At 44.4% G+C, this 24,383-nt stretch carries 28 protein-coding genes; 24 read left to right on the top strand and 4 right to left on the bottom strand.

Features of this window, described 5'->3' with window-relative positions; genetic code table 11:
• Positions 1-2: 2 nt before the first annotated feature.
• From C4K46_RS05335 to C4K46_RS05325, 3 genes are read left to right on the top strand one after another with little or no spacing between them, the layout of a single operon-like run.
• Positions 3-956 (top strand): branched-chain amino acid ABC transporter permease, encoded by a 954-nt coding sequence (locus C4K46_RS05335; protein ID WP_209627860.1) that lies wholly within the window; start codon positions 3-5, stop codon positions 954-956.
• The gene (locus C4K46_RS05330; protein ID WP_209627859.1) at positions 956-1,720 is read left to right on the top strand and encodes an ABC transporter ATP-binding protein; all 765 of its coding nucleotides are present in this window, start codon (positions 956-958) and stop codon (positions 1,718-1,720) included. The genes C4K46_RS05335 and C4K46_RS05330 overlap by 1 nt, the downstream gene beginning before the upstream one ends.
• Positions 1,720-2,430 carry an ABC transporter ATP-binding protein gene (locus tag C4K46_RS05325; RefSeq protein WP_209627858.1) on the top strand — a complete coding sequence of 237 codons (711 nt, stop codon included), beginning with the start codon at positions 1,720-1,722 and terminating at the stop codon, positions 2,428-2,430. The genes C4K46_RS05330 and C4K46_RS05325 overlap by 1 nt, the downstream gene beginning before the upstream one ends.
• Positions 2,431-2,713: 283 nt before the next feature.
• On the opposite strand, the gene C4K46_RS05320 is transcribed toward C4K46_RS05325, so the two are convergent.
• The gene (locus tag C4K46_RS05320) at positions 2,714-4,828 is read right to left on the bottom strand and encodes a C69 family dipeptidase (protein ID WP_209627857.1); all 2,115 of its coding nucleotides are present in this window, start codon (positions 4,826-4,828) and stop codon (positions 2,714-2,716) included.
• Between the two features lie 299 nt (positions 4,829-5,127).
• On the opposite strand from C4K46_RS05320, the gene C4K46_RS05315 reads away from it, so the two are divergent.
• Positions 5,128-5,784 (top strand): CBS domain-containing protein, encoded by a 657-nt coding sequence (locus C4K46_RS05315; RefSeq protein ID WP_209627856.1) that lies wholly within the window; start codon positions 5,128-5,130, stop codon positions 5,782-5,784.
• 48 nt (positions 5,785-5,832) lie between these two features.
• Here the strand turns inward: C4K46_RS05315 and C4K46_RS05310 are convergent, their stop codons facing one another.
• A complete protein-coding gene (locus C4K46_RS05310; RefSeq protein ID WP_209627855.1) occupies positions 5,833-6,717 on the bottom strand; it encodes a YitT family protein in 885 nt (294 codons plus the stop codon).
• A 285-nt stretch (positions 6,718-7,002) separates the two neighbouring features.
• On the opposite strand from C4K46_RS05310, the gene tmk reads away from it, so the two are divergent.
• The 18 genes from tmk to C4K46_RS05220 all read left to right on the top strand — a co-directional run bounded on the left by tmk (position 7,003) and on the right by C4K46_RS05220 (position 21,503).
• The gene (gene tmk, locus C4K46_RS05305) at positions 7,003-7,632 is read left to right on the top strand and encodes a dTMP kinase (protein ID WP_209627854.1); all 630 of its coding nucleotides are present in this window, start codon (positions 7,003-7,005) and stop codon (positions 7,630-7,632) included.
• 4 nt (positions 7,633-7,636) lie between these two features.
• Complete coding sequence (locus tag C4K46_RS05300; protein ID WP_209627853.1) at positions 7,637-8,521, top strand: DNA polymerase III subunit delta'; 885 nt, start codon at positions 7,637-7,639, stop codon at positions 8,519-8,521.
• A gap of 32 nt (positions 8,522-8,553) precedes the next feature.
• On the top strand, positions 8,554-8,874 hold the full coding sequence (gene yabA, locus C4K46_RS05295; RefSeq protein WP_209627852.1) for a DNA replication initiation control protein YabA: 321 nt from the start codon (positions 8,554-8,556) through the stop codon (positions 8,872-8,874).
• Positions 8,875-8,876: 2 nt separating this feature from the next.
• Positions 8,877-9,737, top strand: a complete 861-nt coding sequence (rsmI, locus tag C4K46_RS05290; protein ID WP_209627851.1) for a 16S rRNA (cytidine(1402)-2'-O)-methyltransferase — start codon at positions 8,877-8,879, stop codon at positions 9,735-9,737.
• Positions 9,738-9,780: 43 nt separating this feature from the next.
• Entirely contained in the window at positions 9,781-9,978 is a 198-nt protein-coding gene (locus tag C4K46_RS05285) for a hypothetical protein (RefSeq protein WP_209628135.1), read from the top strand.
• A gap of 42 nt (positions 9,979-10,020) precedes the next feature.
• Complete coding sequence (locus C4K46_RS05280; protein ID WP_209627850.1) at positions 10,021-10,689, top strand: hypothetical protein; 669 nt, start codon at positions 10,021-10,023, stop codon at positions 10,687-10,689.
• 8 nt (positions 10,690-10,697) lie between these two features.
• Entirely contained in the window at positions 10,698-11,288 is a 591-nt protein-coding gene (locus tag C4K46_RS05275) for a hypothetical protein (RefSeq protein ID WP_209627849.1), read from the top strand.
• Positions 11,289-11,609: 321 nt separating this feature from the next.
• Positions 11,610-12,701: a 3-phosphoserine/phosphohydroxythreonine transaminase gene (gene serC, locus C4K46_RS05270; protein WP_209627848.1), complete on the top strand. Its 1,092-nt coding sequence runs from the start codon at positions 11,610-11,612 to the stop codon at positions 12,699-12,701.
• Positions 12,702-12,713: 12 nt separating this feature from the next.
• The gene (locus C4K46_RS05265) at positions 12,714-13,901 is read left to right on the top strand and encodes a 3-phosphoglycerate dehydrogenase family protein (RefSeq protein ID WP_209627847.1); all 1,188 of its coding nucleotides are present in this window, start codon (positions 12,714-12,716) and stop codon (positions 13,899-13,901) included.
• A complete protein-coding gene (locus C4K46_RS05260) occupies positions 13,898-14,386 on the top strand; it encodes a methylated-DNA--[protein]-cysteine S-methyltransferase (protein ID WP_209627846.1) in 489 nt (162 codons plus the stop codon). Before C4K46_RS05265 ends, C4K46_RS05260 begins: the two co-directional genes overlap by 4 nt.
• Before the next feature lie 32 nt (positions 14,387-14,418).
• On the top strand, positions 14,419-14,772 hold the full coding sequence (locus C4K46_RS05255) for an arsenate reductase family protein (RefSeq protein ID WP_209627845.1): 354 nt from the start codon (positions 14,419-14,421) through the stop codon (positions 14,770-14,772).
• A 244-nt stretch (positions 14,773-15,016) separates the two neighbouring features.
• On the top strand, positions 15,017-15,640 hold the full coding sequence (nth, locus tag C4K46_RS05250; RefSeq protein WP_209627844.1) for an endonuclease III: 624 nt from the start codon (positions 15,017-15,019) through the stop codon (positions 15,638-15,640).
• 102 nt (positions 15,641-15,742) lie between these two features.
• Positions 15,743-16,813, top strand: coding sequence for a DUF805 domain-containing protein (locus C4K46_RS05245; protein ID WP_209627843.1), 1,071 nt, complete (start codon positions 15,743-15,745; stop codon positions 16,811-16,813).
• 262 nt (positions 16,814-17,075) lie between these two features.
• On the top strand, positions 17,076-17,900 hold the full coding sequence (locus tag C4K46_RS05240; protein WP_209627842.1) for a DUF805 domain-containing protein: 825 nt from the start codon (positions 17,076-17,078) through the stop codon (positions 17,898-17,900).
• 100 nt (positions 17,901-18,000) lie between these two features.
• Positions 18,001-18,756: a MerR family transcriptional regulator gene (locus C4K46_RS05235; RefSeq protein WP_209627841.1), complete on the top strand. Its 756-nt coding sequence runs from the start codon at positions 18,001-18,003 to the stop codon at positions 18,754-18,756.
• Positions 18,757-18,760: 4 nt separating this feature from the next.
• Positions 18,761-19,756, top strand: coding sequence for an alpha/beta fold hydrolase (locus tag C4K46_RS05230; protein ID WP_209627840.1), 996 nt, complete (start codon positions 18,761-18,763; stop codon positions 19,754-19,756).
• An 87-nt stretch (positions 19,757-19,843) separates the two neighbouring features.
• Positions 19,844-20,716 (top strand): SDR family oxidoreductase, encoded by an 873-nt coding sequence (locus C4K46_RS05225; protein ID WP_209627839.1) that lies wholly within the window; start codon positions 19,844-19,846, stop codon positions 20,714-20,716.
• Positions 20,717-20,861: 145 nt separating this feature from the next.
• Positions 20,862-21,503 carry a DUF4230 domain-containing protein gene (locus tag C4K46_RS05220; protein WP_209627838.1) on the top strand — a complete coding sequence of 214 codons (642 nt, stop codon included), beginning with the start codon at positions 20,862-20,864 and terminating at the stop codon, positions 21,501-21,503.
• 44 nt (positions 21,504-21,547) lie between these two features.
• Here the strand turns inward: C4K46_RS05220 and C4K46_RS05215 are convergent, their stop codons facing one another.
• A complete protein-coding gene (locus C4K46_RS05215; RefSeq protein ID WP_209627837.1) occupies positions 21,548-22,375 on the bottom strand; it encodes an exodeoxyribonuclease III in 828 nt (275 codons plus the stop codon).
• 130 nt (positions 22,376-22,505) lie between these two features.
• On the opposite strand from C4K46_RS05215, the gene C4K46_RS05210 reads away from it, so the two are divergent.
• On the top strand, positions 22,506-22,958 hold the full coding sequence (locus C4K46_RS05210; RefSeq protein WP_209627836.1) for a DUF3290 domain-containing protein: 453 nt from the start codon (positions 22,506-22,508) through the stop codon (positions 22,956-22,958).
• Positions 22,955-23,587, top strand: coding sequence for a DUF421 domain-containing protein (locus C4K46_RS05205; protein WP_209627835.1), 633 nt, complete (start codon positions 22,955-22,957; stop codon positions 23,585-23,587). Before C4K46_RS05210 ends, C4K46_RS05205 begins: the two co-directional genes overlap by 4 nt.
• 149 nt (positions 23,588-23,736) lie before the next feature.
• Here the strand turns inward: C4K46_RS05205 and C4K46_RS05200 are convergent, their stop codons facing one another.
• Positions 23,737-24,300: a TetR/AcrR family transcriptional regulator gene (locus tag C4K46_RS05200; RefSeq protein WP_209627834.1), complete on the bottom strand. Its 564-nt coding sequence runs from the start codon at positions 24,298-24,300 to the stop codon at positions 23,737-23,739.
• Between the last annotated feature and the right edge of the window lie 83 nt (positions 24,301-24,383).

Here is a 24,383-nt window from a genome sequence, read left to right as displayed (position 1 = left end):
CAATGAAAGAAAATTTAAAAGTAAATTTAATTTGGCTTGGCCTTATTATAGTCGGCTATGCTGCCATTGCAGGTCTAGTTAGTATAGGCCTGCTCAATGACTTTTACATTCAGATTTTAGAGTCCATCGGAATCAATATCATTCTGGCTGTGGGTCTCAACCTTATCGTTGGTTTTTCTGGTCAGTTTTCACTGGGGCACGCTGGTTTTATGGCTATTGGGGCCTATGCAACAGCTATCTTAGCTGGTCAGGCAACGACCTATGGTGCCTTTTACCTCTCCATGCTAGCGGGTGCCTTGATTGCGGGAACGGTTGCCCTGGTTGTCGGGATTCCGACCCTGCGACTCAAGGGGGACTACCTGGCTATTGCTACCTTGGGGGTGGCTGAAATTGTCCGGATTTTCATCGTCAATGGCGGTCAATTAACCAATGGGGCTGCCGGTATCACTGGGATTCCGTCCTTTACCAACTGGTCCTTGGTTTATATCTTTGCTGTTTTAATCATCGTATTGACAGTAAACTTTATCCGCAGTCCTCTGGGACGCAATGTTTTATCTGTTCGAGAAGACGAGATTGCGGCAGAGTCTGTCGGAGTCAATACTACCAAGGCCAAGGTTATCGCCTTCGTTATCGGAGCCATGACGGCTAGTATGGCAGGCTCCCTTCAAGCTGGTTATGTAGGAACAGTCGTTCCCAAGGACTTCTCCTTGATGACGTCTATCAATGTCCTCATCATTATTGTATTTGGTGGTCTGGGCTCTATGACAGGAGCAGTGGTTGCTGCCATTGTCCTGGGTGTTCTCAATACCCTCTTACAGGACGTAGCCAATATTCGGATGATTATCTACTCTCTGGCCCTGATCTTGGTCATGATTTTCCGGCCAGGTGGACTCCTAGGCACTTGGGAATTTAGCCTGGGCAAATTGTTTAAGAAGAAAAAGGAGGTCAACAACTAATGGCACTTCTTGATGTAAAAAATTTAACCAAGCACTTCGGCGGTTTGACCGCTGTTGGTGATGTGACCCTAGAACTCAATGAGGGAGAGCTGGTTGGCCTAATCGGTCCGAATGGAGCGGGTAAGACTACCCTCTTTAACCTCTTAACCGGGGTCTATGAGCCTAGTGAAGGGACAGTTAATCTGGATGGTCACCTTCTAAATGGCAAGAAACCCTACCATATTGCCCGTCTGGGCCTGGCTCGGACCTTCCAAAATATCCGGCTGTTTAAAGACTTGACTGTTTTAGACAATGTGCTGATTGCCTTTACCAATCATCACAGAAATCATATCCTGGCAAGTTTTCTGCGCTTACCGGCCTTTTATAAGAGCGAGAAGAAACTGCGGAAACGGGCCATGGAGCTCCTGGAAATTTTTGAGTTGGACAAGGAAGCGCAGACCCTGGCTAAAAATCTAGCCTATGGTCAGCAAAGGCGCCTAGAAATCGTTCGGGCCCTAGCGACTGAGCCCAAGATTCTCTTTTTGGATGAGCCTGCTGCGGGTATGAATCCCCAGGAAACAGCTGAATTGACCAAGCTTATCCGCCGGATTCAAAGCGAATTTAAGATTACCATTATGTTGATTGAGCACGATATGAGTCTGGTTATGGATGTCACTGAGCGCATCTATGTGCTAGAATATGGTCGCTTGATTGCCCATGGAACGCCAGAAGAAATCAAAAATGACAAACGAGTAATCGAAGCATATCTAGGAGGTGAAGCCTAATGTCCATGTTGAAAGTTGAAAATTTATCGGTTCATTATGGGATGATTCAGGCTGTCCGAGATGTCAGCTTTGAAGTCAATGAAGGTGAGGTTGTCTCACTGATTGGGGCCAATGGTGCTGGAAAGACGACTATCTTGCGGACCATTTCTGGTCTGGTTCGTCCTAGCCAGGGTCGGATTGAATTTCTAGGTCAGGAAATTCAAAGGCAGGCCGCCCAGAAGATTGTTTCGGCTGGACTTTCTCAAGTTCCTGAAGGTCGGCATGTCTTTTCTGGTTTGACCGTTTTGGAAAATCTGGAGATGGGGGCCTTTCTCCGTAAAAATCGGGAGGAAAATCAGGCTAATTTGCAAAAGGTTTTCTCACGTTTTCCACGTTTGGAAGAAAGAAAAAATCAAGATGCTGCCACTCTTTCAGGTGGTGAGCAGCAGATGCTAGCTATGGGGCGAGCCTTGATGAGTGCTCCTAAACTCCTCTTATTGGATGAGCCATCAATGGGCTTGGCGCCAATCTTTATCCAAGAAATTTTTGATATTATCCAGGATATTCAAAAACAGGGAACGACCGTTCTTTTGATTGAGCAAAATGCCAACAAGGCCTTGTCCATTGCTAATCGAGGCTATGTTTTAGAGACAGGGAAAATCGTTCTTTCTGGAACTGGCCAAGAATTGCTGGCTTCTGATGAAGTCCGCAAGGCCTACCTAGGTGGTTAAGCCTGTCCAGACCAGCAAAAAGTTTATAAATAAGATAGAGAAACCTCCATAAAATCAAGGATTTAATGGAGGTTTTGTTTATTATAGAACTTTCGGTCCGTCTGACAGCTTTTGGAGCGGAGCAAATAGGGAGGGGGAATCATCTTTTCCCCTTATCCTAATTTGCTAGCATAAGAAAAGGCCTGAAATCAATGTTTTTATAGGTAAGACTTCAGACCTTTGGCCTCATCTGGGGCTTATGCCCCAGCCCCATGATTGATGCTTATTTGAAAGTCGGCCTGGTTTATTTTTGTTTTTTGGCCTTGATAAAGACGAAAGCTAAGACAATTAGGATAATCAGGCCTACCAGTCCCAGGAGGCTCATTTGCTCTCCAGTGAGTGGCAGGGTCTTGCTCCAAGCATTGGTCTTGACTTGGGCATCCTTATAGACGACAGCATAGGTTGAGAAGTGGTTGGTTGTGAAAGAGACGGTTTGGTCCTTGCTTTCAAAGTCAAATTTCTCTAATTGCCCGTTTGCTGCTAGGCTATAGACGGCTTCTACCTGTGCATCCTTCCTAGTCGGAATGCTTACCAGACTAGGAGAAACCTTGCTTAGGTTTTGCTTGGTTTTTAGGTCTTCCAGGCGGATGTCGTAGGCATCATAAGTCCGGCCTTTCAGGCTGTCTAGCTGGTCCAGCTTTTTAACTGTTAGACCGGTTGTACTTGGACTCAAATCCTTGTTAAAGATTTGAATACCGCTAGCAGGGTCAACCAGGGGCTGAATCAAGTCAGAGCTTGGACTAGGCTGACTTGAGGACTCTGAAGGATTGCTGTTGGATGAACTTTGGCTTGGTTGGCTGGGCTCATCTGCCTTGCTGGATGAAGAGCTTGAGGAGCTGGGCTCTTGGCTAGAGCTAGTGGAAGAAGAACTGCTAGATGAGCTAGGTTGGCTATCTTTTTCCTTAATCTTGGCTTCCATTTCAGCCTCTAGGGCCTTCATCTCCTTGAAGACCTGCTCTGCTCGTGCCAGAGAGGCCTGGGTCACTTCTTGACTGCTATCACCTTGGTTATTGGCATACTTGGCGTCAAGAGCGGCCTGTTCTTCTATCAGTCGGGCTTCTAGGGCCTTCCACTTTTCTTGGACCTGGCTTTCAAAGAGGTCTCGATGTTTAGCAGCCATATCATAGATATGAGAAGCTACCCAATACCAGGATTGAGGGTTGTAGCTTTTATCCTCTACTTGGTAGGCCGAATAGGTATCTGTAATATTGCCATAATAAGGCAGATAAGGTGAAAAACGAGGGCTACCGACGGCTAGCCACATGGTTCCCCCTCCCATGCTGGCAGGGATAGAGTCCTTGAGTTGGAAGATATGGGCTTCCATGACATTAGGGTTTCCCAGTGGGTACTTGTAGACTGGGTCGATTGTTCCCCGCTTAGGTAGGCCCTTACCGTCTAACTCCATCTGGTCTAGCGGCTTGAAAGGAGTACCTTCAAAGCGATTGCGCTGCATCCGCATAACATCCGCGACCCCGATTGGTTGGGAGCTAGACTGGAAGAGGTCAAAGTAGGCATCGTCATACTTGACAGGGGCATTGGGGTTGAGGGCGGTAATTCCTGCCCAGGCCCGGGAGCGATCAGCCTCTGACATAGGTGGATTGTAGGATTGGGAAATGTGGAAGCGTCCATCGATTTCTTTGTAAACCCCGGCATCCTTGGCTACCTTTTCAACATCCTTGGAGGCAATGACATTTTCCTGGTCCTGGAAGTCTACACTACCCAGGAAGAAAGTATTAGGGAAGACTGAGTATTTGTCGTCAGGATATTTGATGGCAACGTACTGGTGGCCGGATAGGATTTCCATATACCAAATTCCCTCTTTGTCAGCCAAGACCAAGATATTGCCTTCTGCGGCCCCTTGCTCGCGGACAACCTTGGCCAAAAGCTCGACCCCTTCTCGGGCGCTTTTAACGTGAGGTAGGACCAGGGTGGTGATAATGGACTCGGCTAGGCCGTTTTCAACATAGGGATCCACCCCTTGAATTTGCTTGTTGGCCTTGGCCGAAACAGTCGCCGAAATGGAGACACCATGCTCATTGAAACCAACCTCATCAAAGATTCCCTCCTGGGGAGTGACATCGGAAACCGAGGTGTACTGATAGCTTTGTTCGGGTAGCTTCCAGCTAAAGCCATTGGCCTGGTCGGTCAAGACACTGCCAGCTGGATTTGACTTGGCCTTGTTGACCTTAAAGACCTTATTATGATTGGGTTCCAAATCTTCGGTCCGACCATAGAGGGCGGAGCCATCAGTCGTCAGATTTTTACCGACAATAAAGCCGGTGCAGGCCTGGACGATTTGGACCGGAAAGAGTAAGCAGATCGCAAGTATAAGTAGCGAACGGAATAAGAGCTTTTTCATAAGTTCCTCCTTTAAGTATTTTTGGTTATTATATTAAATATTATACTCCAAAAAAGGAACTTGTGCAATCGCTTACACAAATTTGGTCCTAAAAAGAGTAAAAGATTAGATGGCTACCTGCCGATTAAACCTAGTCTAAAAGAGCTGGGAAAATCAAAGTAAGGCCACAAAAGACTTGCTAGCTCTGTAACAACTTGGCTGGATTTTACTAGGAAATAAGAGGGAAAGAGGATAGAAATTTAAGTCCCTTCCTCTTTTCTATGATATAATAGAAAGAAAAAGGAGATAAAGGAGTCAATATGGCAGTAAAAGATTTTATGACCCGTAAGGTGGTCTACATCAGTCCAGATACCACTGTGGCCCATGCTGCTGACATCATGCGTGAGCAAGGCCTGCACCGCCTGCCGGTCATTGAAAATGATCGGTTGGTAGGCCTAGTGACAGAAGGGACCATTGCTGAGGCCAGTCCCTCTAAGGCAACCAGCCTTTCCATCTATGAGATGAACTACCTGCTCAACAAGACCAAGATTAGGGAGGTCATGATTCGCGATGTGATTACGGTTTCCCAGTTTGCCAGCCTAGAGGATGCGACCTATCTCATGCTCAAGCATAAGGTAGGCATCCTGCCTGTCCTGGATAATGACCAGCTCTTTGGGGTCATTACCGATCGCGATATTTTCAAGGCCTTTTTGGTCATTGCAGGCTATGGAGAAGAAGGAGTGCGGATCCGCCTCTTTACTCAGGATGAAGTGGGCAACTTAGAGAAGGTTATCCACTTGCTGGTAGAGGAAAACCTCAATATCGCTAGTGCCGTCAACTGGCCTGACCGCCATGACCGCATTGTGATTGAGCTACAAATCGATGGCAAGATTGATAGTGAAAGGCTCAAGACCAAGTTTGAGGCGAATGGCTTCACAGTAGACAGCATTGAAGAGACCGTCACCAAGGCCCTATAAACAAAGAAAGACCGAGTCAGTCAAAGTCTGGCTCAGTCTTTTTTTCTGCTAGCGAATGGGCTGCTTGTCCTTGTCTAAGGTGAAGCCCTCACCCAAGATTTCATGGGCTTCGGTAATGGTGATAAAGGCATAGGGGTCAATCTGATTGATTAGCTTTTTCATCTGCTGCATTTCATTTCTAGAAACGACACAGTAGACGATTTTAACATCTTCCTGGCGGTAGTAGCCTTGGCCATGCAGGAAAGTGACTCCCCGCTCTAGTTTTTCAACAATGGCCTGGGCCAAATCGTCCGGCTTGGTGCTGACAATCAAGAAGCCCTTGCCGGCAAAACCACCCTCGGCAATAATGTCTATAACCCGAGAAGTGATAAAGACAAAGATAATCGTATAGGAAACCATGCGGAGGTCCCTAAAGACCAGAAGGACCAGGGAAATCACTACGATGTCCACAGTGAACATCAGTTTTCCCATAGAAATACTGGTATATTTGTTGAAAATTCGAGCGACAATATCCGTCCCCCCGGTTGTTCCTCCGGCATTAAAGATAATTCCAAGGCCAGAGCCCAGAATAATACCGGTAGCCAGACAGGCAATTAGAATGTCTCCTTGCAGAGCCTCGAAAAAGTAATTTTGCAAGTGCTGGGAGCTAGGAAAGAGCTCGAAGACACTGAGCCAGGCGGAGACTGAAAAAGTCCCCAAGATACTTAGATAGAGCTGTTTAGGGCCCAGGAGTTTCCAAGCAATGATAAATAAGGGGATATTGATGAGGAGGTTCATGGTCGAGACGGGGATTTTAAAGAGATAGTAGGCAATCAGGGTTAAACCAGTTGCCCCGCCCTCGTATAAATGAAAGGGAATGACCAGATAGTGGATTCCAAAGGCGAAAATGGCTGCGCCTAGAATAATCATTGCAATGTTTTTGAACTTGAACATGAACTCTCCTCCTAGAAAAATCTCTACTCTCTATTGTAACATGAAGGGGACATTAACAAAAGCTATTTAAAGTAATTTTTTTCAGAATGATTTTTACTTATTTTTTTGGTAGAATAGTATAAGCCTAGAAGTAAGCCGAGTCAAAAGCAGGGCTAGCCTTTTAAAGCCAAGTCTGGCAGGGGGCTTGGAATAAAAAGATATTAAAGGCTTACTATTAAAGGACAGCTAGCCTAGCTTTAAAGACTAGCTTAGACCAGTTAAAGATGATTAGAAAAAGAGGAGCCTATGAAAAAAGGTTTATTGATTTCTTTGGAAGGACCAGATGGGTCGGGCAAATCCAGTGTTTTGGAGGCCCTATCCAACTTCTTTCAAGAGAATAAGCAGGAAGTGATTACTACAAGAGAACCCGGCGGCGTTCCCATTGCCGAGGCCATTCGTCAGATTATCCTGGATCCTAAGAATACAGCCATGGATGAAAAGACAGAATTGCTCTTATATATCGCCAGCCGGCGTCAACATTTGGCGGAAAGGGTCCTACCGGCCCTAGACAAGGGAGAGACCATTATTATGGACCGCTTTATCGATAGCTCTGTCGCCTACCAAGGCTTTGGTCGGGGCTTGACTGTAGAGGAGATTAACTGGCTCAACCACTATGCCACAGATGGTTTAAAGCCTGATTTGACCCTGTACTTGGACTTGGACGTCGAGGTGGGTCTAGCTAGGATAGCTAAAAGCCAGCACCGTGAGGCCGACCGCTTAGATAGGGAAAGTCTGGACTGGCATGAGCGGGTCCGCCAGGGCTACCTGACTATTTTAGCTGCAGAGCCAGACCGCCTTGTTAAGATTGATGCTAGCCAGCCCCTGGATAAGGTGATTGCGGATAGCTTGGCTGTCATTCAGGAACGATTTGGATAAGAAGATGAAAGTAGAAGAAATCAGGGATTTACAGCCCCAGCTACTAGCGAATTTTCAGCAGATTTTAGAGCAGGATAGGCTCAGTCATGCCTATCTCTTTAGCGGGAATTTTGCGAGCTTTGAGCTAGCTATCCTCTTGGCCCAGACCCTTTTTTGCCCGGAGAAAAAAGACACTTGGGCTTGTGGGACTTGTCGCTCCTGTCGCTTGATTGCGGAGGAAGATTTTTCTGATTTGACCATTCTAAGGCCGGTCAATAATCTGATTAAGACCGAGCGGGTCAGGGACTTGCTGCGCAATTTTAGCCAGACAGGTCTGGAAAGTCAGCAGCAGGTCTTTATCATCGACCAGGCTGAAAAGATGCATGCCAATGCAGCCAACTCCCTCTTAAAGGTCATTGAGGAGCCCCAGACAGATATTTATATCTTCTTTTTGACCAGTGATGAATACCATATCCTTCCGACCATTAAGAGTCGGACCCAGCTCTTTCACTTTCCCAAAAACCAAGCCTACCTGCAGGAGCTCTTGGAAAGACAAGGCCTGGTTAAGACCGAGGCCAGGCTCCTAGCGACTTATAGTCAAAGTTTAGGCGAGGCCCAAAGCCTAGCCAAGACCAGCGGTTTTTTTAGTCTGGCCAGTGAATGCCAGACCTTGATTAAGCTAGGTCTTGATGGGACAAATCAAGCCTATTTACAGGCCGGAAAGCTAAGTAGTTTGGCAGAGGATAAGGACAAGCAGGGCCAGGTTTTCCGACTGTTAGAAATCTATCTAGCCCAGCAAAAGACCCATCCTAGGGGATTTGCATACCTGGAGCGTTTATTTAAGGCCCAGCAGATGTGGCGGGCCAATGTCAGCTTTCAAAACTGCCTAGAGTACCTATGGTTGGGCTAGGCCTAAGAGACCTAGTAAGAGGAGATGAAACCATGAATAAAAAAGATTTATTTGATGCCTTGGATGATTTTTCACAAAGCCTACTCTTGACCTTGGCAGAAGTCGAGGCTATTAAGAAAAATCTCCAGGCTGTTGTTGAGGAAAATACCAGCCTACGCTTGGAGAATGACAAGCTGCGCCAGCATTTGGGTGAGGTCGAGCATACCATGCCTACCCGGACCAGTCAAGGTCGGGACAATCTAGAAAAGATTTATCTGGACGGTTTTCATGTCTGCACAGACTTCTACGGTCAGCGCCGGGATAATGACGAAGAAGAATGCGCCTTTTGTAATGAATTACTATTTAGGGAGTAGCCATGCAGATACAAAAAAGTTTCAAGGGGGACTCTCCCTATGGTAAACTCTATCTAGTCGCTACCCCTATCGGCAATCTAGCAGATATGAGCCAGCGAATGATTGAGACCCTCAAGGAGGTCGATTTGATTGCGGCCGAAGATACCAGACAGACCGGTCTTTTACTCAAACACTTTGAGATTTCAACCAAGCAGACCAGTTTTCACCAGCACAATGCTCAGGAGAAAATTCCGACCTTGCTGGCCCTGCTCAAGGAAGGAAGAAATCTAGCCCAGGTATCTGATGCGGGCCTGCCCAGCATTTCAGACCCAGGCCATGACCTGGTCCTAGCTGCCCTGGCCCAGGATATCGCTGTTGTGACCATTCCAGGCCCCAGTGCAGGGATTTCAGCCTTGATTGCCAGTGGTCTGGCCCCCCAACCCCATGTCTTTTACGGTTTTCTACCTAGAAAAAAGGGACAGCAGGAGGACTTCTTTGAGGAGAAAAAATCCTATCCAGAAACGCAAATCTTCTACGAATCTCCCTATCGAATCGAGGCAACCCTCAAGAATATGCAGGCGGTCTATGGCAATCGGCCAGTGGTCCTGGTTCGAGAATTAACCAAGATTTATGAAGAATACCAGAGGGGCAGCATTTCGGAAGTTCTGGCCTATCTAGCAGAGCAACCTGCCAAGGGAGAGTGCCTCTTGATTGTCGCAGGAGCAAGTCCCAAGGAGGAGAAAGAGAAAAGCCTAGAGGAGATTTTTCTAGAAATCGACCAGCAGGTGGCAGCAGGAAATAAGAAAAATCAAGTTATCAAGGAGCTGGCCAAGAAGTACCGGCTCAACAAGAGCCAACTCTATGCCGCCTATCATGACCGATAAAGCGAGCTAGCTCAACCAAGCTAAGGAGGAGGCGGGGGATTTGATGAAAAAAACAATCTTTAATGCTTCCCTGGAAGAGAGCATGAATTTCGTCAAAGATGACTATATTAAGACCTCTCTTGACGATATTAACCAAAAGGGAGTGAAGAAGAAGGTTTTAGGATTTTTTACAGTATTGTTGCTTATTTCCTTTAACAGTGCTATGGGAGATATTATCAATGATTTTGTATTATTTTTTTGATATAATATATTTATTAAATAGTTGAGAAAGAAGAATTTGACTATGGGGAAATATGATGATTTAGATTTAGGTTGGGGAGGGATTCTCCTTGGTGCAGCTACAATTGCCGGATTATTTGGTTTAAGTGTACGTAATGCGAGAGCATCAGCAGAGGCAGAGACTAGGAGAAGAGCGGTACCGATACAGTGGACTGAGGGTCTATCACTAGAAATATTTAGTAAGTTTTGTATAGAATCAGCCAAAACTATTCGACGCTTAAAGGTTGTATCAATTGAAGGGCTGTCCATTACGTGTGAGGTCAGATCAAGTAGTGGGATATCTACTTGGCGATTTAGTGCAGATTTTTGTGACTATGGGAAACTAAGTGGTCGCTACTATATAAACTATACGGAGAATATTGATTCACAAATTCCTGAAATTTTCTTACAAAAAGTTTCCGATAAAATCAAAGGAATCACTTATAGTTACAATGTATTTACTCCAAAATCATATGAGGATATGATTGGTATGAATGTAGAATCTGTAAAGAATTTATTCTTGAACAGTGGATTTTTAAATGTCACCACTATACCTAAGGAAAAGTCCCTTTTTAAATTTTTTAAAAGAACAGGAAATGTTTATGATATTGAAATTGATGGACAGTATTCTTTTGAGAACTCTCAGTGTTTTAGAAGTGGGAGTATGGTAAAAATATTTTATTATGGGAAATAGAGGTAATTATGGCTATACAACAAGTAACTTTAATTGTACCACCAGATATCCAACAAGGATTATTGACAGGTGAATATTCTCAAATTGGCTCTGTAATTAGAAATTCGTCGGGTCATATAGTTAGACACCTAAAGGAAGCAAAGATTTCTATAAAAAAAGAAGTACCAAATGTAGCACAAAAATCATTAGCAAATAAAAATATCGTTTTTGGTATAGTTACGATAGGAGTTTTGGCCATGGGTGGTACTGGTTATTATATTTATATTTCTAAAAAGCAAAAAAATCTTGCTAAAAAAATTATACAATTTCTTACTGACTTTTTAATATCTGCTCAGGATGGAACACTTACAGAAAAAGATGTTGATGAATTCGTTTTGTTCTTGTCTAAGAACGAACAAAATCTTGCTAAATTGAAGTTAGATAATCGTATTAGTGAACCCTTAACTCTTGTGAAAGAGTATACAATGAAGTTTGCAGAAGCTAATGATTTTAAAGTCGAAGATACAATTTTAAAAGAGAAATATATCCCAGATAATGTTATTGATTTACGAAGCTATCTCAGTATTCAAAAGGAAATATACCAATCTGATGCTCTTTGATAGAAAGAGAAATTCAGTTAAAAGTCTGCTTAATCCACCAAGATATGGCATAGAATGATACTAATATCAGTTAAATCTTATGATGATTTGATGAATTGGTATCAGAAGCCAGAGACGACAAAAGCACAAGATAAGGAGTTAAAAGTTAAGTAATTAGCCCAAAAACATGGCAAACTCAACTAGATAAGAAAGCTTCGGCTTTCTGTTTTTTTATACAGAAATGTTCGTGATTCTAAAAAAATATGCTCTTTTTCCCTTTGAAAATTAGCAGTTTTTGGAACATTATGGTATGATAGAGAAAATCATTTTTGGAGGTAGGATATGACAATCTATAATTTTTCTGCTGGACCGGCAGTATTGCCCAAGGAAGTATTGAAAAAAGCCCAGGCTGAATTGCTTGATTATGCGGCTAGTGGCATGAGTGTATTGGAGCTGTCCCACCGTTCCTCTGAATTTGCTGACATCATTGAACAGGCTGAACGTCTCCTGCGTGACTTGATGGGGATTCCAGATAATTATAAGGTTCTCTTTTTGCAAGGAGGGGCTTCGACTCAATTTTCTATGTTGCCTCTTAATCTAGCCAAGGGTAAGAAGGCCTATTATGTAGTGGCTGGGTCTTGGGGCAAGAAGGCCTATACAGAGGCAGTTAAGTTGGCTAAAAGTTTCCCCTTTGAACCGCTTTTACTAGCCTCATCAGAAGAGGATAATTTTAGGCAATTGCCTAGTTTCAAGGCAGACGAGATTGACCCAGAGGCTGCCTATGTCCATGTGACAACGAATAATACGATTGAAGGAACAGCCCTTTATGACCTACCAGCTACGAATGGAGTGCCCCTGGTTGCTGATATGTCCTCAAATATTTTAGCCTTTGATTACCGGGTAGAGGACTTTGGCTTGATTTATGCTGGGGCGCAAAAGAATATTGGTCCGGCTGGGGTGACAGTGGTGATTGTGCGTGAGGACCTGCTAAATAGTGAGCCCACCCTGTCTAGCATGCTGGACTATCGGATCCAGGCCGATAATGGTTCTCTTTATAATACGCCACCAACCTTTGCCATTTACTTGGCTAAATTGGTCTTTGAATGGGTCAAGGACCTAGGCGGCTTGCAGGAGATGGAGGCCCGTAATCGGGAAAAATCAGGCCTTCTTTACGATTTTATCGAACAGTCTGATTTTTATCAAAGCCCTGTCCGCTATCAAAAAGAGCGTTCTCTGGCCAATATCCCCTTTGTTTCTCCTAGTCCAGATTTAGATGCTAAATTTATCAAGGAAGCAGGCTTGGCAGGCTTTAAGAACATCAAGGGCCACCGTAGTGTGGGTGGTATGCGAGCCAGTCTTTACAACGCCTTTCCCTTGCAAGGGGTCAAGGACCTGATTGACTTTATGGCAAGATTTGAAGCAGAAAATAGCTAAGTGAGGTAGCAGATGGTTTTTAGTGTTAAAACATTTAATAATATCAATCCTATTGGTTTAAAAGAGTTGGGCAATGCCTTTCAAATTGACGGGGACAAGGCGGACAATCCAGATGCCTTTGTCCTGCGTAGTCAAAACCTGCATGAGACTACTTTTCCTGAGCAGCTCAAGGCCATTGCTCGGGCCGGAGCAGGGACCAATAATATTCCGGTAGATGCAGCCAGCGCCCAGGGAATCGTTGTTTTTAATACTCCTGGTGCCAATGCCAATGCGGTTAAAGAGGCGGTCCTGACCTCGATTTTATTGACAGCTCGGGACTATCTAGCAGCCAATCGCTGGGTCAACCAGCTGACAGGGGCTGATGTTCCCCAGCAGGTGGAGGCTGGTAAGAAGCAGTTTGCAGGAAGTGAAATTGCCAATAAGACCCTGGGTGTGATCGGTCTTGGAGCTATCGGGGGGCGGATTGCCAATGACGCTTACCGGCTGGGAATGAATGTCCTGGGCTATGACCCTTATGTTTCTATCGAGACAGCCTGGAATATCTCTAGTCATGTCAAGCGGGTTGATGACATCAAGGAAATCTTTGCCCAGAGTGACTATATCACCATCCATGTTCCCCTGACCGATGATACCAGACAGGTCATTGACCAGTCGGCCTTTGATTTGATGCAAAAGGGAACCACCATTATCAATTTTGCGCGTGGTGAATTGGTAGACAATCAGGCCCTGTTTGAGGCCATTGAAGCTGGAGTGATTAAGCGCTATATCACTGACTTTGGGACTGAGGACTTGCTCAATCGGGAGCAAATCACCGTCTTTCCTCATCTGGGTGGTTCTACCGAGGAGGCCGAGGTCAACTGTGCCATTATGGCAGCTAAGACCGTCCGTCGTTTCCTAGAGACCGGAGAAATCATCAATTCGGTCAACTTCCCTAATGTTCGCCAGGCCCTAGCCGCCCCTTATCGGATTACCCTGATTAACAAGAATGTCCCTAATATTGTGGCTCGGATTTCAACAGCTGTGTCGGACTTGAACATCAATATTGACAATATTATCAACCGTTCCAAGGGGGACTATGCCTATACCCTGCTTGATTTGGATGAGACAGACCAGCAGAAAATTCAGGATTTGGTGGCTAAGTTTGAGGCCAGCGAAAATATTATCCGCGTTCGTTTGATTAGAAATAAGAATAAAAAATGACCCTGTTTAAAAATATTTACTCTTCCCCTTTAGGGGACCTTTCTCTGATAGCTGATGAAGACTCGCTCTTGGGGGTCTGGTTTCTGGGACAGAAATACTTTGAAAGAGGCCTAGAGGGCCCCTTTCTTGACCAGGAAACGGAGATCTTACTCAAAACCAAGCAGGCCTTAGATGACTATTTTGCAGGTCGTGAGGTCGATTTCAGAGATTTACCCTTGGCCCAGCGAGGAACAGCCTTTCAAGAGAGGGTTTGGGCCTATCTGCGGGCCCTTTCTTGGGCTGAAACCAAGACTTATGGCCAGCTTGCCCAGGATCTAGGAGTCTCATCAGCCCAGGCTGTCGGTGGAGCAGTGGGGCGGAATCCCTGGTCTATCTTGGTTCCCTGCCACCGCGTTTTGGGTAGTCAGGGGCAGTTGACTGGCTACGCAGGTGGACTGGAGAAGAAGATTTGGCTCTTGGAGCATGAAGGACTGAAGCTCCGCTAGGTTTTTAATTAAAGAGGAAGAAAGAGAAGAAGATGTTAGAATTTATGGAATATCCCAAGTGCTCAACCTGTCGCAAGGCCAAGGCTGAGCTTGAATCCTTGGGTCTAGACTTTAGGGCTCATGATTTGGTGGCCCAAACTCCTAGCAAGGAGGATTTTCTAAGCTGGTTTGAGGAAACCGGCTGGGAGCTTAAAGCTTTCTTTAATACCAGTGGTCTCAAATATCGGGAGCTGGGCTTGAAGGACAAGGTCCCTCAACTGAGCAAGGAGGCGGCGGCAGAACTTTTGGCTAGTGACGGTATGCTAGTTAAGCGTCCCTTGCTGGTCAAGGACGGTCAGCTCCTCCAAATCGGCTACCGGCAGGCCTATCAGAATTTGGATTTATAAGTCCAGAAAGTAGGGGGCAACTTTCTTGTGACCTGCTTGCTTAAGACCTCCCCCTACTTCTGAACTAGCTAGCTACCCTCAGAAAGAGGAAGGCTTCCAAGAGTCTGATAGCTAAAGGGGCTTGAAAAATAAAAGAAAAGACTTCTTTCTTGGCTTGGCGCTTGCTAGGTTTGGTGAAAGCGGGTCTTTTCTTTTTTTAGGTTTTTCATGGTATAATGAAAAAAAGTAAAGATTGGAAGTTTCTATGGTTTTATCGAAAAAACGGGCGCGCAAGGTCTTAGAGGAAATCATTGCCCTCTATCCAGATGCCAAGCCCAGTCTTGATTTTAGGAATCATTTTGAGCTCTTGGTGGCGGTGATGCTCTCGGCTCAAACGACAGATGCAGCGGTTAATAAGGCTACTCCAGCCCTCTTTGCAGCCTTTCCTAGCCCAGAGGTGATGGCCCAGGCGGAAGTGGCAGAAATCGCTCCCTACATTTCTAAGCTGGGTCTCTATCGTAACAAGGCTAAGTTTTTAAAGCAATGTGCCCAGCAATTATTGGAGCAGTTTGACGGTCAGGTGCCCCAGACCCGGGCAGACTTGACCAGTCTAGCAGGAGTGGGACGCAAGACAGCCAATGTTGTGATGAGTGTTGGCTTTGGTATCCCGGCTTTTGCGGTAGATACTCATGTTGAGCGCATTTGTAAACATCATCAGATTGTAAAAAAATCAGCCAAACCCTTGGAGGTGGAGGAGCGGGTCATGGAGGTCTTACCACCAGAGCGCTGGCTCCCTGCCCATCAAGCCTTAATTTACTTTGGACGAGAGGTCTGTCACCCTAAAAATCCAGCCTGCCAAGACTATCCTCAATTGTATGAATTTGACTGATTGAAAGGGCTTTAGCAAATAATAAACTCCAGCTGACCTTGTTTTGTAGTCTTTTGTGTGCTATACTAGTAGGGTATTTTAAAAAAACAAAAGGAGAGTCTAATGCTTACAGCTTACAAAAAATACTGGAAAAACTATGTGAACTTTGAAGGTCGCTCCAGTCGTTCTGATTTCTGGTGGGTCGTTTTGGTCAATGTCCTCATTGCAATCATCATTGGTATTATTGCTGGCGTAATAATGTTTGGGACTGCTGCTTCTATTGTTTCTGATGCAAGTTCCATGGATTATTATGATGACGCAGAAAGTATAAGAAATGGTGTTACCATTTTGTCAACCCTTGCCCCACTTTGGATTATAAATACGCTTTGGGGTCTAGCGAATTTCTTACCAGCCCTAGCTCTTACCATCCGTCGTTTGCGTGATGCTGGTCTGCATTGGGCTTTCATTTTCTTAGTTGCAGGACCTTATCTAGCACTAATGATTCCTATTGTCAATATCCTAGCAATCATTGCTATCTTACCTTGTGAAATTGCCTTTATCGTTCTGCTATGTCGTCCAAGTAAGGAAGAGCCAATCAACTATCAGGCTGGTTACCAAGGAGCGGCTAATCAGGGTCAATTCGGTCAAAACCCAGGTCAATTTAACCAGTTTAACCAAGGAGCCAACCCAGGACAAGGTCAATTTGGACAAAACCCAGGTCAATTTAACCAGTTTAACCAAGGAGCCAACCCAGGACAGAGTCAATTTGGACAAAACCCAGGTCAATTTAACCAGTTTAACCAAGGAACCAACCCAGAACAGGGTCAATTCGATCAAAACCCAGGTCAATTTAACCAGTTTAACCAAGGAGCCAACCCAGGACAAGGTCAATTCGGTCAAAACCCAGGTCAGTTCAACCAATTTACCCCAGGAGCAAACCCAGAACAAGGTCAGTTTGGTCAAGACCAAGCTTCCTTTAACCAATTCAACCAAGCCAACAATCCAGCGCAAGATCAATTTGAACAAAATCAAGAGCAAGGCAAGCCCTTCCCTCAAGCAGCGGTAGAAGAAGAACCAACTGTAGCGAGTCCAGAGATTGTAGAACCAAGTCAGGAAGAAGCGAACCCTTTCTCAGCCGCTGAACCAATTCAAGATTCAGCAACTGATTCTGAGAGTTCAGATTCTAAGGAATAAGGCTTATTCATATAGAACAATAAAAAAAGGAGATCTAATCAGATCTTCTTTTTTAGTCTAGAAAGTCAGCCGAGAAATTCTTTACTGCTAGACTAATAAGCATATTTCCTTTCTAGCTCCACTCCAAAGGGTCTAGCTTATTTATTAAAGCATCAGGAAGAGTCCTTGATTGCTAGATGAGCAAAAGAGAGCGGACCTTGTTTTGACGGGCAGACTATGCTATACTAGTAAGGTGTTTTAGTTAAAGAAAAAGGAGAGTTTTATGTTTAGTGCCTATAAGAAATACTGGAAAAACTATGTCAAGTTTGAGGGACGAGCTAGCCGTTCCGACTATTGGTGGGTTTTCTTGATGAACTCGCTTATCTCGTTTATCCTCTTTCTTATTTTTTTATTTATCATCTTTGGAGGGGGTGCTGCGGGAATTTCAGGTTCAGAGACTGGCTGGTCTGGTGCTTGGGCTACCATCATCTTAACCATCTTTCCATTCCTGATATTTGTTGTAATTTGGGGCTTGGCTAACTTCTTACCAAATCTGACCCTGTCTATTCGTCGTCTGCGTGATGCAGGTTTTCATTGGTCTTTCATCTTTTTACCCTATGTTCCAACCATTGCCTACTATCTCACTGGGGGTAATGACTATATTTCTTTCATCAATCTTTGCTGTCAAATTGCCTTTATAGTTCTGATGTGCCAACCAAGTAAGGCGGTAGCAAGCAACTATCAGGCTGGTTATCAAGGTCAATTTAACCAGTTTAACCAAGGAGCCAACTCAGGCCAGAGTCAATTCAATCAAAACCCAGGTCAGTTCAACCAGTTTACCCCAGGAGCAAATCCAGAACAGGGTCAGTTTGGTCAAGGCCAAACTTCCTTCAACCAATTCAACCAAGCCAACAATCCAGCGCAAGGTCAATTCGTTCAAAGTAAAGAGCAAGGCACGCCCTTCCCTCAAGCGGTGGTAGAAGAAGAACCAACTGTATCGACTCCAGAGTCTGTGACTCCAAGTCAGGAAGAAGCAAGTCCTTTTTCAGCTACTGAACCTATTCAAGATTCAGCAGTAGATTCTGGCAATCCAGATGCTAAGGAATAGCAGATGCTTATAAAAGCAGGTAAGAGTTTCATAACTTTTCCTGCTTTTTGCTTGCAACTTACTTTAGGTCATCTTGTATAATAAGAGTAAAGGAGGAAGTATGGACAAAGATTTTTATAGTAGTGGCGAATTGGCAAGTTTGGTTGGTTTGAGCGTTCGGACCATTCGCTATTATGATAATATTGGTCTCTTGCCCTCATCAGAAAGGACGGTAGCCGGTCATCGAAGGTATGGAGCAGCCGACTTGGTTAGGCTAGAGCAGATTATTATCTACAAAAAACTAAATTTTTCACTTAAGGACATTCAAAAGCTTCTCTTGGTAAATCCCGAAAATCAGGATATATTAGCTTCTTTAGACCAGCAGCAGTATTTACTGGCAGAGCAGATGGAAGAACTCCACAATGCCCATTTGGGGATTGAGCTGATGAAAAAGCGTCTGCTTGGGGGGCAAGCCCTCTCTTTTGCTAATCTTTTGCGGGCCTTTCAGCTCTTACCCAAGAGCTCGATTTTTAAGCAGGCTCCGACCTATCTCTCTCCCCAACAAAGGGAAAAATGGGGTCAAGTCTTTAGCGACAACCATCTGGTGACCGACTTTTATCATGATTGGAAGGAGGCCATCATGGAGGCCCTCTTTTTGCAGGCTCAAGGTTTGGCTGCAAATAGCCCAGAAGCTCAAGAAATGGCTAGCCATTGGTGGGCAGCCTTGGAGCGGTTTTCAGCTGGGCTACCAGCAGGGCTGGGGCAGGAAATTGCTGATTTAAACCTAGAGGCAGAATTGACTCAAAATCAGGCTGATTTAATCTTGGCCAAGGACTATCTAGAGGAGGCTTTAAACATCTATCTAGAAGGAAGGTGATGATATGAGTAAAGCAGGGAAAAAGAGAAAATTTTTGAAAACTCTTGCTCTAATCATTGGAATCTTTTGTTGTATCTATACTCTTATGTCCCTAGTTTTTCCTAGTCCCCAGCTTGGGCATTTTAAAACGGCCAGTGGCCAGGAAACCTATCTAAAATACTACGACCAGGTCATGGAGAAGATGCCTCTCAAGCCTAACCAAGTCTATGACCTAAAGACGACTTGGGGAACGGTCCGTCTCTATGAATGGTCAAGGCCGGAGACCAAGCAGGCTACTCCCCTTATGCTCTTTCCAGGTCGGAGTTCGGGTGCCCCTATGTGGGAGAAAAATATCCCTTATTTTGCCCGCAATCATCCGGTCTATGCCTTTGATATGCTGGGTGATGCTGGTAAATCCCTCCAATCTCTGCCTTTTAAGAATATGAAGGAGGTGGCGGCGTCTATCTCTCAACTGCTAGACCAGTTGGCCATCAAGAAGGCCCATCTGCTGGGGCACTCTTTTGGTTCAGCCATCGCCGCTGCCTTTGCCAAATTTTTCCCTGGACGGGTCCAATCCTTGACCCTCTTGGAGCCAGCCTTTACCCTTAACTATCCCTCCTTATCTGTCTTTTTCTGGGGCAGCTTGAGCCAGCTCAAATTTTTACCCAAAGATTTGAAAAATAAGGCCCTGGCAGAGATTTCAGGTGAGGACCCTAAAAAAATTGCCAGCAATCAAGACCCCCTGGCTCAGATGATAAAGGCTGCAACGGATAGCTATTCCACAAGCTTGCCTACTCCTAAACCGCTCTCGGAGGCTGAGCTCAAGAGCTGGACCTTCCCGGTCTATCTGGGCTTGGCCGAAAAAAGCTCCGTCACCAAGGAAGAAACGCAAAAAAACGCTAAGGCTATTCCCCAAGTGACGATTAAAAAATGGGAGAAAACCACTCATTCTTTACCCATGGAAGTGGCTGAGCCGCTGGCACATGAGTTAGAAGATTTTTGGCAAAAGGCTGAAAAATAATGCTTTCCTTTCTAGCTTTTAGATTTCGCTTTAACATGCTATAATAGAGCCAGGAAAACGCTTAATCGAGCTAGAAAGGAGCCTTCTATGGAAAAGGAGAAAATACTTCTAGCGGGAGCGACGGGTTATTTGGGGCAATTTATTTTGAGAGCTTTGCTGGATAAGGGGTGCTCTACACGGATTGTCGTGCGAAACAAGGATAAAATCCCACAAGATTTGCAGGAGCACGCCCAGCTGGAAATTGTGGAAGGGCAGGTGACAGACCCGACAAGTATCGAGCATCTCTGCCAGGGAATTGACCAAGTCATCTCAACGGTCGGCATTACCAAGCAAAAGGACGGCTTGACCTACATGCAGGTGGATTATCAGGCCAATCAGAACTTGCTGGAAGCGGCGCAAAGGTCTGGTGTGAGAAGGTTCATCTATGTTTCTGTGCTCAATGGTGAAAAGCTGAGAAAAATCGCTATCGGTGCAGCCAAGGAGCGTTTTGTTGACAGCCTGAAAGGTTCGGGTATGGATTATTGCATTATTCGTCCCAATGCCTTTTATTCGGATGTGTCTGAGATTTTTGACATGGCGAAGAAAGGCAGGATTTACCTTTTTGGCAAGGGAGATTTGCGGTCAAATCCCATTCACGGTGCGGATTTGGCAGAAGTCTGTGTGAGCCAGCTTCATTCGACTGACAAGGAAGTGAGAGTGGGCGGGCCAGAAATTTTGACTCAAAACGAACTCGCGCAGCTTGCTTTCTCAGTTTTGGAAAAGCAGCCGAAAATCAGTCATCTTCCTGATTGGCTGCGGCTCTTGACTTTGAAAATAGGAAAGTTTTGCCTGCCCAAGTCGGTTTATGGGACGCTGGAATTTGTCCTAACAGTGACCGCCATGGAGCTACTCGCTCCAGCTAGCGGTCAACATACTTTAGGCGCTTATTTTGAGCACTTAAAAGAAGAACAGACAAAATAAAACGAGGCTTGGCCTCGTTTTTAGTTTATACTTAATAGAAAAAGGGGGAAAAGTTATCATAAATATATTGTATTGAAAAAAGATTATTATAATGGTATACTATGTGAGGGATTATTATAAAAAATAAAAGTTATAGGAGATTATTATGAATATTTTGTTAGGTGTTTTTAGGTTTATTGGAAGGTTATTAGCGAAAAAGATTTATGTATGGGTCGTCGTCGTAATTTTTCTTTTCCCTGCTGTTTTTTACGCTTATGTTAGACTCAATCCAAGTTCTTTCTTTGGTAGTAACAGTTCATATTCTATGGTAAAATATCTTGAGAAGGCAAATGAGAAAGTATTTTTAAATGTTGGAATTCAGGATGTATTAACTCAGAAGAATGACACAAAAATCCCTTGGACTAATATCGGAATTCCACTGACCCAGAAACGAGCAATTATGATTGTAAGTTATGAGGCGAAATTAGGTATTAAGAAACCAGTTAAAATTTTGCCAATGGGAAATAAAAAGTTTCATATTGAAGTTCCTCAATATCAAGTAATCGGTGTTAAATTAGACGAAAAGAAACCTTATACAGTATACGATGAAGGTGGAGAACTGTTAAGTATCACTACTGAGAATATTGATAAAGCTAAAATTGTTACTCAAACATTGTCAAACAAAAAACAAGAAGAGTATTTGAAACAATATACGGAAATGATGGATGAATCTGCCAAAGATTATTATCAAGAACTTTTTAAATCTGTGGATCCTGAAATACAATTAGAGTTTAGTTTCAAACATTAGAATTTAGACAAAATAAAACGAGGTTTAGACCTCGTTTTATTGTTTTATAAGTCAATTTCCAAGATAATGGGTGTGTGGTCTTGGCGCGTGCCGGAGTCAATCATTTCAGATTTGGTGACCTTGTCAGCAATTCGATTGCTGGTCAGCCAGTAGTCAATTCTCCAGCCAGTGTTGTTAATCTTGCTGGTTTTGCTGCGCTGGGCCCACCAGGTATATTGATGGGGAAGATCGCCATGCAAGTGGCGGAAGGTATCTGTAAAGCCCTTGGCGAGGAGATTGGTAAAGCCAGCGCGCTCCTCGTCGGTAAAGCCAGGTGAGCGCCGGTTGCTGGCTGGATTGGCTAGGTCAATCTCATGATGGGCGACATTGTAGTCACCGGTCGCAAGAACTGGCTTTTGCAGGTCTAGCTCCTGGAGGTAGGCAGCGTATTTCTGGTCCCAAACTTGACGGTCAGCCAAGCGTTTGAGGCCGTCCCCAGCGTTAGGCGTGTAGACCTGGGTCACGAAAAAGTCCGCAAATTCCAGCGTGATAATCCGGCCTTCTAAGTCCATGGTCGTAGGGGCACCGATTTCAGGAAAGCTAATCTCAGGTTTCAACTCTTTTTTATAAAGGAACATGGTCCCTGCATAGCCCTTACGAGCAGGTTCGATAGAGGAACGCCAGGTGTGCTCATACTGGGGAAAGAGTTCCTCTAAAATCTCCAGGTGCTTTTTGGTCGGACCCTTGCTGGATAGTTTGGTTTCTTGAATAGCAATGACGTCAGCATCTTGGGCGACCAAGTCAGCCAGAACAGCCTGGGAAAGCTTGGCCCTGGCAGAATCGCTAGTCAGAGCAGCGTTGAGGGAATCAATATTCCAGGAAATCAGTTTCATCAAGTTCTCATTTCTAATCTTTTTCTAGTATTATATCAAAATTGTCCCCTCTTTTATAGCTGAAGAGCTTGAAATGGTCTGCATTTTTTTCTATAATAGAGAAGAATTTTGAAAAGGGAGAACTTGCTAGGTGAAATTTTATTCCTATGATTATGTGACAGGACAAATCTCTAAGGTCAACTGGCTCTTTCTAGTAGCCTTTGTCCTTTTTTTGTCCTTAGTCTTATTTTTTAGCTTCAAATATGCCCATGCCAAGAAAGACGGCAAATATCGTGAACTGGTCATTATTTTTGCCCTTTCCGCTGTAACGGTTGCCCTGATGGGTTTTGGTCAATACCAGACCAATCAAGCTACCGACAACCAATATCGGACCTCCTTGCACTTTATCGAAGTCATTTCTAAAGAGCTCAAGGTCCAGAAATCTCAGGTCTATGTCAACACCTCTGCAGAGACTGACGGGGCCATTGTCAAGGTCGGAGATAATTTTTATCGGGCCATTGCTGGGACTGATCCAGACAGTTATTTATTAGAAAAGATGGACTTGAAAAGTCCTAAAGTAGAGTTAGTGGAGGCAAATCAATGACAATATCATACTGGGAAGTAGCCATTAAGCTGGCTATCGGACTTTTATCCCTAGTTTTTGTAATCAATATTTCTGGCAAGGGCAATCTAGCCCCCAATTCAGCCAGTGACCAGGTCCAAAACTATGTCTTAGGTGGGATTATTGGTGGAGTTATTTACAGTCCCTCCATTACCGTTTTTCAGTTTATTATTATCCTTTTAATCTGGGCCATTCTGGTCCTTAGTCTCAAATGGCTCAAGACCAATAACCATTGGGTCAAGCAGGTCATTGATGGCCAACCCCTGGTCTTAATCAAGGGAGGAAAACTAGATGTTGAGGCCTGCCGTTCGGCCGGTTTAAGTGCCTCTGATGTTGCCCTCAAATTAAGGGGCCAGGGAATTTTCCAAATCAAGCAGGTCAAGCGGGCAGTCTTGGAGCAAAACGGTCAACTTGTCCTGGTGCAGTTTGGCGAGGAAAATCCTAAATATCCGATTATTACAGATGGGGTCATCCAGCTAGACCTCCTAGACACAATTGATAAGACAGAAGATTGGCTCCTGAAGGAGCTGGCTAGCCAGGGCTATGATAATGTCGCTGATATCTTTATCGCTGAGTACGATAAGGGAGAAATTAGTGTGGTGACCTATTAAACGAATCTTGCTTGGATACTAGAGGAATTATGACGGATAAAAAAAGACTTCTTAAGACAAGGAGTGGGAAAATGATGTAGGACATTCTAGGAACCGAACCAAGCAAGGTTAGAAAAATCCTTTGCTAGGTAGGTTTTTTGAATCTCACTTTAAAAAGTAACTCCAATCTGCTGGAACATCTGCCGAATATCTTGGGCGACCTTGACTGGTGGTTCAGGATTTTCCTCTTGTAACCAGAGATAGAGTAGATTGTAGTAGCCACCGACTATAAAGTGAGTGACATAATTGAGGTTGTGCTCATCAATATGAGGAGTGATAGGCCAAGGTCCATTGATGCTTTTGTAAATATCACTAGCATGCTCGTTCCACTTAAGCAAAAATTGGTCAAAGAGCTGATTGCGGATAAAGAGCTGTAAAAGCTCGCGCTCTTGATACCAAAACTCAAAAGATACTGTCATCATGGCTTCAAAGCAAGATGCAGCAAGGAGTTTGTCTTTTTGCGCCAGATATTTCTGGATGAGTTTTTCCATTTCATAGTGGAGAAGCTCTTTTTTATTAGTAAAATGGCGGTAGAAAGTGCGCCGTGAAATGCCTGCTAAATCAAGGATTTCACTGATAGGAATTTCTTGATAACGATTGTGTTTGAGTAACTCAATAAAAGCTGCGCTTAATTGTTCCTTGGAATAGTGAATTTGTAGTGCTTTTCCGTCCATTTTCTCCCTTTCTAAATGCAACAAAATCAGAAAAAAGTATCACTTCTAGCTAACCTCTTGTTATCCAATTTTCTTTTGGATAT

Origin of the sequence: Streptococcus oricebi (assembly GCF_017883985.1) — a bacterium.
Classification (GTDB): Bacteria; Bacillota; Bacilli; order Lactobacillales; family Streptococcaceae; genus Streptococcus; species Streptococcus oricebi.
The sequence above is the reverse complement of the archived record's forward strand: the minus strand, read 5'-3'. Positions and strand labels throughout refer to the sequence as shown.